Raw genomic sequence first — 14,601 nt, forward strand, 5'->3', positions numbered from 1 at the left:
CGTCCCCTTGGACGTTTCATATTCTGGTCTAGGGCCAAGCCTGACACAATTTGGTCGTTTCACAAGTTCAATCGGCTTGCGGCAAAGGACGCGTGGGTTTGCCCTCCTCGGATTTCAGCAGCAAAACCAGGGCCAGGATCGTCAGACCGGCACCAAAATAGACGACAGGGCCAACCGCCTGCTGCCCCAGAGAGATTTCCCACAGAATGACCCAACTGGGAACCAGATAAGTATAAGCCATCACCTTTGCCGATGGCAGGCGCAGCGTTGAATACTGAACCAGCACGAAACTTGCCGCGGTTGCAAAGACCGAAACATAAATCAAACCCACCCAGACTATCGCTGGCAGGTTCGCCCAGTCGGTGGCACGGATCTCGGACCACCCGTAGATCGTCAGCATCAGGCATCCCGCCAGAAGCGTACCAAAAGTAAACACCACTGCAGGCTCTCCACGGTTCAGCTTGCGTACAAGGGGGGTATACAAAGCATGCGCGACACAGCCCCAGAAATAGATGATTTCCCCCTGCCCGATATCGAACGCGCGCACGGCTTGCCAATCGGCGCGAAAGATCACCCACAGCGCCCCGACTGCCCCAAGGGTCAGTGCAAGCGCCATCCTTGGTGTGGTGATCTGGCGCAACAAGATCCAACCGGCGAATGCGGCCATAACCGGAGTCAGCGTAAAGACCGCTGCCGCGTTGACAGGCGGTGCAGTTTTCAACCCGTAGAACATCAACACGAAATAGGCCGCGAATACTCCGCCCAGAACCAAATAGCGCCACGGGGCTTGTGCCGCGCTGCGCGGCAGGCCGGTGGTCATAAGCGCGGCACCCCCAATCACCACGGATGCGATGCCGAACCGGGCCGCGGTAATGGCTTCGGGCGCGATCTGATTGGCGATCAGTGACCCCAGCGAGAAACTCCCTGCAACCAGGGCCGAAAAAATCAGCATGGCCAGATGGCCACGCGCCTGTTGACTCATTTTGCCCAGCTCTTGGATTGCTCTTTCAGATAGGTCAGAAAGGCCTGCACCTTGGTCGTGCGATGCAGATCCACATGGGTAACAAGCCACAGATCACCAAACCATTCCGGCATCGGGTCGATCACTTCGACCAGGTTCGGATCTCCTGCAGCTGACCAACGTGGCATGAAACCGATACCCGCGCCGGACAGGACCGCTTCGCGGATACAGAAGTTGTTGGTACAACGGAAGGTGATGCGCTCGGCTGGCACGGTCTGGCGCAACCAGCGGGAAAACGGCGCTCGGCTGTTTTCGTCATCGGTACTGATGAAAGAATGATCTGCAAAGTCATCGAGGCTGCCAGGCTTGCCGTGCAGCGCGACATAATCGGTGCTGGCGTATAACCCGACCTCTTGCTTCATAAAGGACTGAACCACGTTGTCGGGCTGATCAGGCGCTGACCCGGCACGGATCGCCACGTGCGCCTCGCCATATTCCAGACGAAACAGCCGATCACCGGTCAGATACCGGACGATCAGTTCCGGGTGCCGTCGCTGAAACTCGGCAAGAACCGGCACCACCAGAGATGCCAAAGAGGACAGCGACGTCACGACCAACTCGCCCGACACGTCATCACCCCGACCCTTCATCCGGCCGATCAGTTGATTGAACTGATCCTCAGTCGCCTGTGCCACACGCAACAGGTCCTCTCCGGCTTCGGTCGGGGTATAGCCGCGCGCATGGCGCTGGAACAGCTTGACCGCCAGCCGGGCCTCAATCGCATCAATGTGGCGAATGACGGTGGCATGATGCACACCCAGCACCTCGGCCGCGCCACTGACCGTTCCCATACGCGCCACCTGATAGGCGGTTCTTACCTCGTCCCAGTTGTCCACTGCGGTTTTCCATTGTGCAAATTCTAACAGACCCTGTTGACTTACCAGAGTTTTGTTCGCTCGCGCAACGCTCATATCGGGCCAAGACACATCCTGCACACCAAAGGAAATTGAACCATGACCAAAACTATCCTGCATATCGACGCATCGGCCCGCCGCGAAGGTTCGACCACTCGTGACCTTTCGGCACGCATCGTCAATCACCTGGGCGCTGACCGCATAATTCGCCGTGACCTTGCCACACCTCTGCCGCTGCTGACCGAAGCCTGGGTCAGCGCAAATTTCACCCCTGCCGATCAGCGCAGTGCCATGCAACAGGACCAGTTATCCCTGTCTGACGAGCTGGTAACTGAACTGCAGCAGGCCGATACGCTTGTCATAGGCCTGCCGATCTACAATTTCTCGGTGCCCGCGGCGTTCAAAGCCTGGATCGACCTGATTGCCCGCGTCGGAGTGACCTTTTCGTATTCCGAAAGCGGTCCAAAAGGCCTGTTAGATGGAAAGCGCGCGGTTTTAGCCGTGGCGTCGGGTGGCACAGCTGTCGGGTCTGATGTCGATTTTGCCACCACCTATGCCAAGCATGTACTAGGCTTTATCGGTATTCATGACGTGGAAATCGTCGCCGCCGACCAGTTGGCGCTGGATGCCGAAGGTTCTCTCAGCAATGCACGAAATGCGGTTTCGCAACTGGCAGCCTGATTGACCTTCACCTCAGAAAGCGTCCAGTCTGTCCTGGATACCAAATGGGCAGACTGGACGCACGCAATGAAAAAGATCGGCATTCTGGGCGGCGTGGGCTGGGCCTCGACCGTTGATTATTACCGGGCGATTGCCGAAGGCGCGGGGCGGTTTTTCGCCCAGCGCGGACATGGATCCCCTCTGCCCATCCCACCCATGACCATCGAGTCCGTGACCCAGGCTAAAACCCGTGCCCTGCGTGGCGTCGCGGGCGATGAGGCCAGTTGGGCCGGATTTGATGCAGTATTTCGGGAAGCTTTGTTAACTCTTGAAGCCTCTGGCTGTGACTTTGGGATTATCGCCTCGAACACACCCCACGCGCGGCTGCATGCAATCCGACAGGGCGTTACGATGCCCATTCTCAGCATCTTCGATGCAACCGCCGAGGTTACGGCCTCGACAGACGCCACGCGCGCGCTGGTTCTGGGCACCACGGTAACGATGCAGGCGACGCACTATGCCAACAAGCTGGGCGAGATTGGCATCAGCGCAAACGCCCGCCTGCCCGAAAGCGAAATTGCAAAGATGCAAGCGATGATCGACGGTGATTTCTACGGCGGCGCGTCAGAAAGCGCCCGTGCGCGCCTGCTGGCCTTTTGTAACCGGCATGCCGAAAACGGAACCGCAATCCTTCTGGCCTGTACGGAACTGCCGCTGGCCTTTCCCGATCATCTGGACGACCCTGTGTTCGAGGCTGACGGGCATCTGTTCATCAACCCGTCCGCTGCACATGTGGCCGCGGCCCTGGAGGAGGCGTTAGTGCCCTGATCAGGGCAGCCAGTTCACCGCGCATGTAATCCGATCGAAGAAGGCCATCAAATCAGCGCGCGAGATGGCAACTGTGCGGTCGTTGACCAAGGGATGCATGTTGATCACATCGGCCTGTTGTGCGGCAGCATCCATGTAAAAGCGTACATCATTCTGCACCCCGTTGATCATCGCCAGCGGGCTGACAGCCCCAGGGCGGATGCCGAGGTTTTGCAACAGCCGATCCGCCGAGCCAAAGGACAGGCTGCCGACACCCAGCTCGGCGCCCAGCGCCTTGAGGTCGATGTCGCGGCTCTGTTCCAGCGTCACCAGATAGTTCCGCTTTTTCTTATCGCGCAGATAGAGGTTCTTGAGGCGCAGGGTACGCTCACCCGGCACAAGAAACTGATCTTCGACGCCTTTCGCATCCTCAACCGTGCGCAGCGGGATGTGGGTATGCAGCCTATAGGTCAGGCCCCACGCATCCAGCTGCGCCAACAGCCCATCGGAACTGAGCGGCAATGTGTCTTGAAAAGCGGATGATGCGTCCATGGGAACCTCCTGTCTACCTCGCTCATCGCCCAACACGGGCACGATTTCAAGCCGAGACAAACCGCAAAACGGGTGCTAGCGTGCCGCCATGAAAGTGACGCGCAATTCCTCTAACCAGTTGATCCTTTCCGATACCCCTTGGTTTATCGGCATCATGCTGGTCTTCTTCATTCTGGCATTTGTCGGCGCAGGCCTGTTCTTGGCCAGCGAGGGCGGTGAGGGCATCTTGTTTGGCATCTTCTTCGCACTGTTCGGCGGTGGAATGGGCTTTGGAGCATTCTGCGCATTTGTCCGTCGTGTTCAGGTCATCCTGGACCGAAAGGAAGACCGCATAATGATCCGCAGGCAGTCGGTTTTTGGCTATGAGACTGTCGAGCATGTGCTTTCAAACCTATCCCATGCGGAGATTGAAAGCACGATATCTAGAAGCGACAAGGGGTCATCCACCCTCTATCGCCCTGTGCTAATATTGGACAAGGGGATGAGCGCGGGACGTCATCCTATCGTCGAAGCGTTCTCGAACGGTCGTGGTGCGCATCGGCTGGTTGATGCGGTCAATAACTGGCTTCCCGCGCACAAGGTTGACACCGCTAGCCGTTCAGCTTAAATCCCTGCCCAACATCCGGAAGCGTCTGATCTTCCGGTCCCTTGAGTCGTTCAGGGATCGCCCCCCACCAGCGAGTTTCGCCCGTGGGGGCAATTGTGTATTTAACCGGTGTTTCTTATCTGAGAAGCGCCACCAGATAACCGGCTAAGGAGGCCGCAGGCATGTTTGAAAATCTATCCGAACGCCTCTCTGGCGTCTTTGACCGGCTGACCAAACAGGGTGCGCTGTCTGAAGAGGACGTCAAGACCGCCCTGCGCGAAGTACGGGTTGCCTTGCTTGAGGCTGACGTCTCGCTGCCGGTCGCGCGGGAGTTCGTCAAGAAGGTACAGGATCAGGCCACCGGACAAGCGGTGACCAAGTCGATCACCCCCGGCCAGCAGGTCGTCAAGATCGTGCATGACACGCTCGTTGACGTGCTGCGCGGTGAGGATGATCCCGGTGCGTTGAAAATCGACAACCCGCCTGCCCCGATCTTGATGGTCGGTCTGCAAGGTTCGGGTAAGACTACGACAACCGGTAAGCTTGCCAAACGGTTGAAAGAGAAAGAGGGCAAGAAGGTCCTGATGGCCTCGCTGGATGTTTATCGCCCGGCGGCGATGGATCAGCTGGCCGTTCTGGGCACACAGGTCGGCGTCGATACGCTGCCGATTGTTCCCGGCCAGAAGCCCGTCGACATCGCCAAACGCGCCAAGCAGCAAGCGACGCTGGGTGGCTATGACGTCTATATGCTCGATACCGCGGGCCGTCTGCACATCGACGAAGTGCTGATGAACGAGGTCGAGCAGGTTCGCAACGCGGTCGACCCGCGCGAAACCCTGCTGGTCGTCGACGGTCTGACCGGTCAGGTCGCCGTTGAGGTCGCCGAGGAATTCGAAGCCAAGGTCGGTATCTCGGGCGTGGTTCTGACCCGTATGGATGGCGATGGGCGCGGCGGTGCGGCGCTGTCGATGCGCGCGGTCACCGGCAAACCGATCCGCTTTGTGGGCTTGGGCGAAAAGATGGACGCGCTTGAGACGTTCGAGCCGGACCGGATTGCAGGACGTATTCTGGGAATGGGCGACATCGTTGCCTTGGTCGAAAAGGCCCAGGAAACAATGGAGATCGAACAGACCGAGCGCATGATGAAGCGCATGGTCAAAGGTCAGTTCAACATGAACGACCTGAAGATGCAGCTGGAACAGATGATCCAGATGGGCGGCATGCAAGGCATGATGGGCATGATGCCCGGCATGGGCAAGATGGCCAAACAGGTCGAAGAATCGGGCATGGATGATAAGGTGCTCAAGCGCCAGATCGCCTTGATCCAATCCATGACCAAGCGTGAACGCGCCAACCCGCAACTGCTGCAAGCCAGCCGCAAGAAACGTATCGCGGCGGGTTCCGGTATGGAGGTCAGCGACCTCAACAAGCTGCTCAAGATGCACCGGCAGATGTCGGACATGATGAAGAAGATGGGCAAGATGGGCAAAGGCAAGATGCTGAAACAGGCCATGAAGGGCATGTTCGGCAAAGGCGGCCCCAGCCCCGAAGATATGGCCGCAGGCATGGACCCCAAGGCGCTGGAACAGGCAGCCAAGGCCATGGGTGGGCGCGGCGGTCTGCCCGGAATGGGCGGCGGCATGGCTCTGCCTCCGGGCCTCAGCGGATTTGGCAAAAAGAAGTAAATGACCGCCGTTTCGCCTCATATCCCCCGGCTTGAAACCGAACGCCTGATCCTGCGCGCCCCGTGCGAGGACGATTTCAGCGCGCTGGAAGCATTCTTTGCCAGCGACGCATCGAAATTCGTCGGCGGTCCCAAGCGTGCGGATGAGACATGGCGGACACTTGCCCTACTGCTGGGTCACTGGACCCTTCGCGGCTATGGGTATTGGGCGGTAGAGGAAAAAGGCGCCGGCAAATACATCGGCCATGTAGGGCTGTGGTTTCCGCATAGCTGGCCTGAGCCGGAAATCGGCTGGACACTGATGAGCAGCGCAACAGGCAAAGGATACGCGACCGAGGCGGCGCTCGCAGCACGGACATATGCCTATGACGTACTGGGCTGGGATACTGCTATTTCTCTGATCGACCCCGACAATCTGGCGAGCAGAGCTGTGGCCGATAGATTGGGTGCGCGGTTTGACAGCATCTATAAACACCCGGCCTATGGCGAGATGCAGGTTTGGCGGCACCCGGCTCCATCAGACCTTGAGAACGGTGGAGTGGAGGCATACGCATGACGACGTTCTCCATCCCGATCATCGAAACTGAACGCCTTTTTCTGCGGGCCCCGCATGCGGATGACCTGCCTGAGTTGACTGCCTTCTATGCATCCGAGCGCAGCCATATGGTTGGCGGTCCGCGGGATCAGGTGGGCAGCTGGAGCTCTCTGGCAATACGTCTGGGTCACTGGGCGCTGAAAGGCTACGGCCTTTGGCATCTGACCGAGAAATCCAGCGGTCGCTTTGTTGGCGGGGTTGGCATCATTGATGTACCTGGCTGGGACGAACCCGAACTCGGTTGGACCCTGATGGAACGGGCGGAAGGCAAAGGTCTGGCTTTCGAGGCAGCCCTTGCAGCTCGCGACTATGCAGCGCGCCAACAGGGTTTGAATAGCGTCATCAGCTATATCGCGCATCAAAACACGCGCTCTCGTGCCTTGGCCGAGCGTATGGGGGCCAGCTTCGAGCGCGAAGGCGAAGTGATGGGCAAGCCCTGCCAGGTCTGGCGCCATCCCACGCTCGATTTATCCGAACCTGCTTTGACCACCGAAAGGACCGGCCAATGACCAATCCCGTGACTCAGGCTGCCGCGTTGCTCAAGGACCACCGCGAAAGCATCGATCGCTTGGACGCGATTCTGGTTTACACACTGGGCGAGCGGTTCAAGCACACACAAGCCGTTGGCAAACTGAAAGCGGCACACGACCTTCCCCCGTCCGATCCCACGCGCGAAGCTGCGCAGATCGCACGGTTAGAAGACCTGGCGAAAGAGGCCGATCTTGACCCCGATTTCGCCAAGGCTTTTCTGAATTTCATCATTCAGGAAGTCATCCGACACCATAAGAAACACCAGAATTGACCGGGCCGTTCCCGGCACACGCCATCTAAAGGAGATACCACCATGGCAATGAAAATTCGTCTCGCCCGCGGCGGCTCGAAAAAGCGTCCCTTCTACCGCATCGTGGCTGCCGACAGCCGCATGCCGCGCGACGGCCGTTTCATCGAAAAGCTGGGCACCTACAACCCGCTGCTGCCGAAAGACAACGAAGAGCGCGTTAAAATGGACATGGAGCGCATCCAGTACTGGCTGGACCAGGGCGCCCAGCCCACCGACCGGATCGCCCGCATGCTGGAAGCAGCCGGCGCCAAGGAAAAAGCTGAGCGTAGCAACCCCAACAAGGGTACCCCGGGCAAGAAAGCTCAGGAGCGCGCGGAAGAAAAAGCTGCAAAGGCCGCTGAAGCTGCCGAAGCTGCTGCTGCGCCTGCTGAAGAAGCAGCAGCAGAAGAGTAAGCAGGGCGGCGCGTGCGGCATCAGACCTTTACCGACGATTTTCGCGCGCAGTTCGATCTGTTGTTGCGGCTCCGGCGCGACGTGCGCCGGTTTCGCGACGAAGCTGTGAACGAGGCAGTGCTGACGCGCTGCCTCGACGCGTTTCGACTGGCGCCTTCTGTGGGGCTCAGCGAGCCTTGGCGTGTGGTCCGAGTCGAAAGTACCGCCGCGCGTGAGGCTGCGCTTAAGAACTTTCAGGCGGCGAATGCCCAGGCCCTAAAGGGATACTCGGGCGACAATGCGCAGCTCTACAGTCAGCTGAAACTGACGGGAATGCAGGAAGCACCGGTGCAGCTGGCCGTGTTCTGCGACGATTCCACCGACAAGGGACGCGGTTTGGGTGCAGGTTCGATGCCCGAGATGCGGCGCTATTCCGTGGTCTCGGCTGTCACGTTGTTCTGGCTTGCGTTGCGGGCCGAAGGGATGGGTTTGGGATGGGTGTCTATTCTGGATCCCGAACAAATGGCGCGTGATCTGAATGTGTCGGATAGCTGGCGGTTGATCGGTTACTTCTGTGTCGGATGGCCCGAAGAGCACTCGGAAACCCCCGAGTTGCAGCAATCTGGCTGGGAAATCCGCGACGACAACCTGCTTGTGGAGGTACGATAGACGTATGTTCGGACTATTACGGCTTCCTATCCTGTTGATGATCGCCTTTATTGTGGGCGTGTTTTTCGAACGCTCGAACCAGCGCGAAGCGTGTGAGGCACGCGGGTTATGGCAAGACGGGCTATGTGTGACGGTGGATGGACCAAATGAATGACCTGATCTGCGTAGGAAGTGTTGCGGGCTCATACGGGGTGCGCGGCGAAGTGCGCCTGAAAAGCTATTGCGCGATCCCTGAGGATATCGAAGCCTATTCGCCGCTGACGGATGAACAGGGCGCGGAACGCTATCCGCTGGTCCTGACTCGTCCAATCAAGAATGGCTTTGCCGCCAGATTGGGCGGAGTTGAAACCAAGGAACAGGCAGACGACCTGAAGGGGCTGCGCCTGTTTGCGCGGCGCGATCAGTTGCCTTCGCTACCTGATGACGAGTTCTACCACACAGATCTAATCGGGCTTGCGGTCTATGACACAGGGGGCGCGTTGCTGGGTCAGGTTAAATCTGTCCAGAACCACGGTGCGGCGGACCTGTTGGAATTGCACGGGCCGGGCCTGAATTCCACTGTTTTGCTACCGTTCACACTCGAGTCGGTTCCTACAGTTGATCTGGAACAGGGCCGCATCGTCGCCGACCCGCCCGAAGGGCTGATCTGATGCGTCGGGTCCTGCTGCATCTGGGCCTGCACAAAACTGGCACAACAGCAGCGCAATCCTTCCTCTATGAAAATCGCGAGCTGATTTGGCCGCATTTTGCGCTGGTCCTACCGTATCGAACCCGCAATTCCGGCCTTTCCCGCGCGGCCACCAACCATTCCGTCTATGGAACAGTGGGAACCCTCTCCGAGTTTGGCAGTCAGCTGCGCGAATTTCTGGACAGCCTGGATTTCGGCGACAAGCGGGGACTGATCCTGAGCGAAGAAAACTTCGCCGGCCTCAGGCCCAGCCGCAATATCGACCAAGGCTATGCTGCGGCCCCCGATCTGGCTGCCTGTCTGGTGGATTCAATTCGCCAGCGATTTTCAGGGCAAGAGGTTGAGATCACGATATACCTGTCTCTGCGCCAGCGCGGAGGCTGGTTGCGCAGTCTGTGGGCACATGATCTGGAACGGATGCGACAGGTTTTTGACTTTGAAACCTTTCGCGACAACCTGGACCACCTGCCGCCGCTGCAAGACACCGTCAGCCGCATCAAGGAAAAGCTGCCTTCCGTCTCTGTTACGACTGAATGGCTGGAAGATTTGCAACTGCGACGGCTTGGACCTGGCGACCCCTTTGCCGAATTTATGGACCTGTCGCGTGACAAGGCCAACCTTCTGGTGCCTCCGACTCAGGTCAATACCCGGCTCCCCGCAGACGTCCTGTCCGAGTTGCTGGACCTGAACCGTTCGCGCCTGGACGAGGCGGCTCTGGTGGCGCAAAAGACTGCCGTGATTGAACGCGCGCAGACAGACCTGATTGGTACATCATGACTGATACGTCCCCGAAATCTCATGGTCGCAAGGCGATCCGTCCTACGCTGAAACCGCGCGAACTGCTTACGCCCACGCCCGATTTGCATGGGGTGTGGAAGGCCAAGATCATCACCTTGTTTCCGTCGGCCTTTCCCGGAGTTCTTGGCGAAAGCCTGACTGGAAAAGCCCTGCAAGAAGGGTTGTGGCAGCTGGAAACCGTTGACCTGCGTCAGTTCGGTGTCGGCAAGCATCGCAATGTGGACGACACCCCGGCCGGCGGCGGAGCGGGGATGGTGTTGCGCTCTGATGTATTGGGCGAAGCAATCGAGCACACGATGACCGAGGCGCAAGGAAACTGGCCTCTGATCTACCTTAGCCCGCGCGGTCGCCGCATGGACCAGCGCATGATGCAGAACCTCGCGCGCTGTGATGGCATGACCCTGCTTTGTGGGCGGTTTGAAGGTGTTGATGAACGGGTGCTGGAGCATTACGGCGTCCAAGAGGTCTCGCTGGGGGATTTCGTGATGACCGGAGGCGAGATTGCCGCGCAAGCGCTGATCGACGCCACGGTGCGTCTGATCCCCGGCGTTCTGGGCAATCAGGCCTCGGCCGAAGAAGAGAGTTTTTCGTCGGGCCTGCTGGAGCACCCCCAGTACACCCGCCCGGCCGAATGGAAAGGCCGCCCAATCCCCGAGATTTTGATGTCAGGCCATCATGGTCGCATCGCCGAATGGCGTCACGATATGTCCGAACAGATCACCCGCGAACGGCGACCCGATCTGTGGGAGGCCTATCTGGGTGAACCGGAAGAGACGTCTGAATGACATCCCCCGTGTGATATGAGCCCCGCAACTGAGCGGTCCCGGCTGCAGAATTTTTCGGGGGGGAAGCGCGAATGCACGCTTGGTCACTTCGTCGTGGGCGACACCGTCGAAACCTATGGGGTGCCCAAAGTCTAAGGGCTACCAGATTTCCAGCGCGCCCAGATTTCCGGTGGCCCGTTGAAGACATTGATATCAACCCTCCCCTGAACACCGGGCACCAGCCCGGTGCCGGTGTATTGCCAGAGCCGCCACACCGCTTTGGGATACACATTTCGCGGATGACCGGCGACCGAACGCAACCAGAACTCGGTCTTGGGCAGCCGCCCGATATTCGTATCACCATAGAAATCCACCGTCGTATAGACGATCGGACGGCGCCCATAGTGGCGTTCGAGGATATCTAGGAACCGTTGAGCCTCGGCCCGAACCGTCGCACCATCGGGGCGCAGGGTGCAGGTCTTAGAATGCGGAGTCCACTCCATGTCCAGCACATGTGGCAGATCCGATCCCTTGGGTACGTTTTGGATGAACCAGCTGGCCTGTTCCCGCGCCGACCGGCAGAAATAGTAGTAATGATATGCCCCCCAAGGCACACCTGCTGCCCGCGCACCTTGCCGATGATCGGCAAACATAGGGTCTGCCACGTCGCCCCCTTCGGTCGCTTTGATAAAGACGAAACTAACGCCGGACTGCTTGGCGGTGCGCCAGTCTATCGCTCCTTGCCAGCGCGATACGTCCAGCCCGTGCACCGGGTAATGCCCCGGATGTCGCCCTTCCCATTCGTGGGGGTCTGCATCTGCAAAGGCTGGGAAGATCACAGAGGGCGGCGTAGCATCTGGAAACGACTGGGCCTCGACCAGTTGCGGCGGCGGGCTGCTGCGACCGCAGGACAGGGTTGCAAAGGCCATGACGGCGAGCATCAATGCGGTGCGCATGATCTAATCCTGTATCAAATGACTGCTCTTATAATTACGTCCAGTTTGCCTGATCAGCCCCGCAAGGCAATGGTTCTGTTTGCGTGCGGCGGAAACCCACCGTTTTCCCCGCCTTGCATGGCGATTTAGGCTTGATCCCTGCCCCCGATGCCCGTAAATGACCGCAATCCGGTGCCGCAACTTCGCGACTCCGGTGTTTTGGTTTGCATCATGTCGTGACGCCCGGCTTTCTTCAGCCACGGCGCGGCGGGCAGGCCAGAGACCAAGTGAACATTCGATCTGACCTCTGGCGGGCTGTACGCAGGACCCGGTGAAGACCAAGAGCTCTCAGGCCGTGCCCAAACTTCGTGGACCAACCACGAGCAGATAGGAGAACCTGCGATGGACCTGATCGCACAGCTTGAGGCGGAACAGATTGCCGCCCTGGGGAAAGACATCCCCGATTTCAAAGCCGGTGACACCATTCGTGTCGGCTTTAAAGTGACCGAAGGGTCGCGCACCCGTGTTCAGAACTACGAAGGCGTCTGCATCGCCCGTAAAGGTGGCAACACCATCGCCGGTGCGTTCACCGTGCGTAAGATTTCCTTTGGTGAAGGCGTGGAGCGTGTGTTCCCGCTGTATTCAACCAATATCGACAGCATCACCGTTGTCCGCCGTGGCCGCGTTCGTCGCGCCAAACTGTATTATCTGCGCACTCGTCGCGGTAAATCCGCACGTATCGCAGAGGTCACCAACTACAAGCCCAAAGCTGGCGCCGAAGCGTAAGGAACGGAAAGATGAAAAAAGACATCCATCCCGATTATCACGTCATCGACGTCAAAATGACCGATGGCACCATAGTTCAGATGAAATCCACCTGGGGCTCCGAAGGCGATCAGCTGGCTCTGGAAATCGACCCCTCCGTGCACCCCGCATGGACCGGTGGCGGCGCGCGTCTGATGGACGCCGGTGGCCGTGTGTCGAAGTTCAAAAAGAAATACGAAGGTCTGGGCTTCTAAGCCTGACCCGTTTCGAATGCGAAAGGCCGCCCCTCTGGGCGGCCTTTTTCGTATTACCCGAAACCTCTGACACCGCCCTGACAAGAAACGCGTCAGGATCAATCCCTCAGGGTTTCGTCGCGCGTGTCAGATCCGCCGCGCTGTGCACCGGGGGCACAGGGCCGCGCAGCAACATCAACCCCAGCGTCACGCCGATCAGCGCCGCAATCGCCGTCACCATCATGGCGCTGTCAAAAGCGTTGTCTTGCAGGTCGCGCAGAGCCCTTGCCAGAGCACTTCCCGAAGTCGGATCCATGCCGGCAATCAGTTGCTGGATTTGACTGGGCGTTCCGTGGGTCAGCGCATGAGCCAGATCATCACGGGGGGCCGAGCCGGCCGGTAACGCGTCGATCACTCCGGCAAGACCCCGACGAGAGGTGATGGCTTCGGCAAGCCCGCAGACCACAGCCCCCAACGTAGCCCCGAAATAGAGGCAGGCATTGATTACACCTGAGCCTTGCCCCACATGCTCATCAGGCAAAAGCCGCAACCCAAGACGCGGTAGCAGCGAGAAACAGATACCAAGACCAATGCCGACGATCATCAACTTCCACCAGATCTGCGCATATTGAGTGGGAACTGTAATCGTGGTCAGCAACAAAAACCCAGCGGCCATTGCACCCAGCCCGATCACAACAGGCCATTGAAAGCTGTAGGGCGCAAGAAATCGGGGCGCAATGACCGAGATCGCGAACATGCTAAGGCTGAGTGGCATAATCGCAAGTCCAGCCCCGATAGGCGTGTATCCGAATGTATCAGGCGATTGGACGAATGTGTTGAAGTAGACGAAAAAGCCAAACAGCGTAAAGCCGGTAAGGAACATCCCCGCTGCCGCCATGAAATAGCGCGGATGAAGGAAATAGCGCAGCTCGACCAACGGATCTTCACTGCGGCGCGAAGCCAGCACAAGGCCGACCATGGCCAGCATGGCCACACCCAACGGCACCAGCGTCAACGGTGCCCGCCATCCACCACTTTCCCCATTGCTCAGGGCAAATGACAACGGCCCCAGAAACAGCACAAGAGCCACAGCGCCGAGATAATCGAACCGGGCACCGGCCAGTCGCGTGTTCGGTACATAGTTCCGTTTTCTCACGGTCAAGCCAATGATAAACGCGGTGGTCAGCAAGATCAGATCGGTGGCGAAAACGGCTCTCCAACTGATGTAATGGGCGAATGCACCGCCCAGGATTGGGCCGATCCCGATCGCCAGTCCGACAATGGCGCCCCATGCTCCGGTAACGCTGGCGCGTTTTTCCTCCGGGGTCGCTGCAGTCAACAAGGGCAACGACGTGCCAAACAGCGCTGCGGCCCCTGCCCCCTGCGCCCCACGGCCAAACAGCATCATCGCCCCGTCCTGCGCGAACAAGGCCGAGGCAGAGCCTATGGCAAAAACGATCATGCCAACCAGAAACACGCCCAGCTTGCCCGTGATATCACCCAGCCGACTGATAATCGTCACCAGCGTGGCACTGACCACGGTATAGATGGCCATGACCCATTGCAGGTCCGAAGGCGACAGATCGAACTCATTCTTAAGATCAGGCAGGATGGTCGCAACCGCCGTGGAATTGAAGCCAACAACAACCATGCAAATCGCCGTCATGACCAATACAACGCGTGCGCCGACATCAGATGAATTCGTTTGTAACATCAAATACGTCCTAAAATACGGGCGGCGACTATGGAGCGCCACACCGACAGCTTAGCAGGAATG

Annotated in this window: 20 protein-coding genes; 15 read left to right on the forward strand and 5 right to left on the reverse strand. The window is 58.7% G+C overall.

Going from position 1 to position 14,601, the window contains the following annotated elements; genetic code table 11:
- Positions 1 to 67 precede the first annotated feature (67 nt).
- Positions 68 to 982, reverse strand: a complete 915-nt coding sequence (locus AC2FLE_RS16870; protein WP_496698476.1) for a DMT family transporter — start codon at positions 980 to 982, stop codon at positions 68 to 70.
- Positions 979 to 1,857, reverse strand: coding sequence for a LysR family transcriptional regulator (locus AC2FLE_RS16875; RefSeq protein WP_142639300.1), 879 nt, complete (start codon positions 1,855 to 1,857; stop codon positions 979 to 981). Before AC2FLE_RS16875 ends, AC2FLE_RS16870 begins: the two co-directional genes overlap by 4 nt.
- A gap of 117 nt (positions 1,858 to 1,974) precedes the next feature.
- Between AC2FLE_RS16875 and AC2FLE_RS16880 the strand changes: the two genes are divergently transcribed.
- Both AC2FLE_RS16880 and AC2FLE_RS16885 read left to right on the forward strand, forming a co-directional pair.
- A complete protein-coding gene (locus AC2FLE_RS16880) occupies positions 1,975 to 2,556 on the forward strand; it encodes an FMN-dependent NADH-azoreductase (protein ID WP_271951444.1) in 582 nt (193 codons plus the stop codon).
- A gap of 66 nt (positions 2,557 to 2,622) precedes the next feature.
- Positions 2,623 to 3,363: an aspartate/glutamate racemase family protein gene (locus tag AC2FLE_RS16885; protein WP_496698478.1), complete on the forward strand. Its 741-nt coding sequence runs from the start codon at positions 2,623 to 2,625 to the stop codon at positions 3,361 to 3,363.
- Here AC2FLE_RS16885 and AC2FLE_RS16890 read toward each other — a convergent pair whose 3' ends face one another.
- On the reverse strand, positions 3,364 to 3,894 hold the full coding sequence (locus AC2FLE_RS16890; protein WP_142639160.1) for a prolyl-tRNA synthetase associated domain-containing protein: 531 nt from the start codon (positions 3,892 to 3,894) through the stop codon (positions 3,364 to 3,366).
- Positions 3,895 to 3,982: 88 nt separating this feature from the next.
- Here AC2FLE_RS16890 and AC2FLE_RS16895 point away from each other — a divergent pair, with 88 nt between their 5' ends.
- The 11 genes from AC2FLE_RS16895 to trmD all read left to right on the forward strand — a co-directional run bounded on the left by AC2FLE_RS16895 (position 3,983) and on the right by trmD (position 10,912).
- Positions 3,983 to 4,501, forward strand: a complete 519-nt coding sequence (locus tag AC2FLE_RS16895) for a hypothetical protein (RefSeq protein WP_496698480.1) — start codon at positions 3,983 to 3,985, stop codon at positions 4,499 to 4,501.
- A gap of 161 nt (positions 4,502 to 4,662) precedes the next feature.
- Positions 4,663 to 6,165: a signal recognition particle protein gene (gene ffh / locus AC2FLE_RS16900; protein ID WP_496698482.1), complete on the forward strand. Its 1,503-nt coding sequence runs from the start codon at positions 4,663 to 4,665 to the stop codon at positions 6,163 to 6,165.
- The gene (locus AC2FLE_RS16905; RefSeq protein ID WP_496698483.1) at positions 6,166 to 6,720 is read left to right on the forward strand and encodes a GNAT family N-acetyltransferase; all 555 of its coding nucleotides are present in this window, start codon (positions 6,166 to 6,168) and stop codon (positions 6,718 to 6,720) included.
- Entirely contained in the window at positions 6,717 to 7,268 is a 552-nt protein-coding gene (locus AC2FLE_RS16910; protein WP_496698484.1) for a GNAT family N-acetyltransferase, read from the forward strand. Before AC2FLE_RS16905 ends, AC2FLE_RS16910 begins: the two co-directional genes overlap by 4 nt.
- Positions 7,265 to 7,561 (forward strand): chorismate mutase, encoded by a 297-nt coding sequence (locus AC2FLE_RS16915; RefSeq protein ID WP_142639150.1) that lies wholly within the window; start codon positions 7,265 to 7,267, stop codon positions 7,559 to 7,561. Before AC2FLE_RS16910 ends, AC2FLE_RS16915 begins: the two co-directional genes overlap by 4 nt.
- A gap of 42 nt (positions 7,562 to 7,603) precedes the next feature.
- Positions 7,604 to 7,993 carry a 30S ribosomal protein S16 gene (gene rpsP / locus AC2FLE_RS16920; RefSeq protein WP_142639148.1) on the forward strand — a complete coding sequence of 130 codons (390 nt, stop codon included), beginning with the start codon at positions 7,604 to 7,606 and terminating at the stop codon, positions 7,991 to 7,993.
- Positions 7,994 to 8,005: 12 nt separating this feature from the next.
- Positions 8,006 to 8,641 (forward strand): 5,6-dimethylbenzimidazole synthase, encoded by a 636-nt coding sequence (bluB, locus tag AC2FLE_RS16925; RefSeq protein ID WP_496698487.1) that lies wholly within the window; start codon positions 8,006 to 8,008, stop codon positions 8,639 to 8,641.
- A 4-nt stretch (positions 8,642 to 8,645) separates the two neighbouring features.
- On the forward strand, positions 8,646 to 8,795 hold the full coding sequence (locus AC2FLE_RS16930; protein WP_185956731.1) for a hypothetical protein: 150 nt from the start codon (positions 8,646 to 8,648) through the stop codon (positions 8,793 to 8,795).
- Complete coding sequence (gene rimM / locus AC2FLE_RS16935) at positions 8,788 to 9,291, forward strand: ribosome maturation factor RimM (RefSeq protein ID WP_271951457.1); 504 nt, start codon at positions 8,788 to 8,790, stop codon at positions 9,289 to 9,291. The genes AC2FLE_RS16930 and rimM overlap by 8 nt, the downstream gene beginning before the upstream one ends.
- The gene (locus AC2FLE_RS16940; RefSeq protein WP_496698489.1) at positions 9,291 to 10,106 is read left to right on the forward strand and encodes a hypothetical protein; all 816 of its coding nucleotides are present in this window, start codon (positions 9,291 to 9,293) and stop codon (positions 10,104 to 10,106) included. The genes rimM and AC2FLE_RS16940 overlap by 1 nt, the downstream gene beginning before the upstream one ends.
- On the forward strand, positions 10,103 to 10,912 hold the full coding sequence (gene trmD, locus AC2FLE_RS16945) for a tRNA (guanosine(37)-N1)-methyltransferase TrmD (protein ID WP_142639142.1): 810 nt from the start codon (positions 10,103 to 10,105) through the stop codon (positions 10,910 to 10,912). Before AC2FLE_RS16940 ends, trmD begins: the two co-directional genes overlap by 4 nt.
- A gap of 131 nt (positions 10,913 to 11,043) precedes the next feature.
- Here the strand turns inward: trmD and AC2FLE_RS16950 are convergent, their stop codons facing one another.
- Positions 11,044 to 11,847 carry a glycoside hydrolase family 25 protein gene (locus tag AC2FLE_RS16950; RefSeq protein WP_496698490.1) on the reverse strand — a complete coding sequence of 268 codons (804 nt, stop codon included), beginning with the start codon at positions 11,845 to 11,847 and terminating at the stop codon, positions 11,044 to 11,046.
- Between the two features lie 381 nt (positions 11,848 to 12,228).
- Between AC2FLE_RS16950 and rplS the strand changes: the two genes are divergently transcribed.
- Together rplS and rpmE are read left to right on the forward strand one after the other, a co-directional pair.
- Positions 12,229 to 12,612, forward strand: coding sequence for a 50S ribosomal protein L19 (gene rplS, locus AC2FLE_RS16955; RefSeq protein ID WP_142639138.1), 384 nt, complete (start codon positions 12,229 to 12,231; stop codon positions 12,610 to 12,612).
- 11 nt (positions 12,613 to 12,623) lie between these two features.
- Positions 12,624 to 12,845, forward strand: coding sequence for a 50S ribosomal protein L31 (gene rpmE / locus AC2FLE_RS16960; RefSeq protein WP_142639136.1), 222 nt, complete (start codon positions 12,624 to 12,626; stop codon positions 12,843 to 12,845).
- A 106-nt stretch (positions 12,846 to 12,951) separates the two neighbouring features.
- Here the strand turns inward: rpmE and AC2FLE_RS16965 are convergent, their stop codons facing one another.
- A complete protein-coding gene (locus AC2FLE_RS16965) occupies positions 12,952 to 14,538 on the reverse strand; it encodes an MFS transporter (protein ID WP_496698491.1) in 1,587 nt (528 codons plus the stop codon).
- Positions 14,539 to 14,601 lie beyond the last annotated feature (63 nt).

It is taken from the genome of Ruegeria sp. CDSA077, assembly GCF_059612265.1.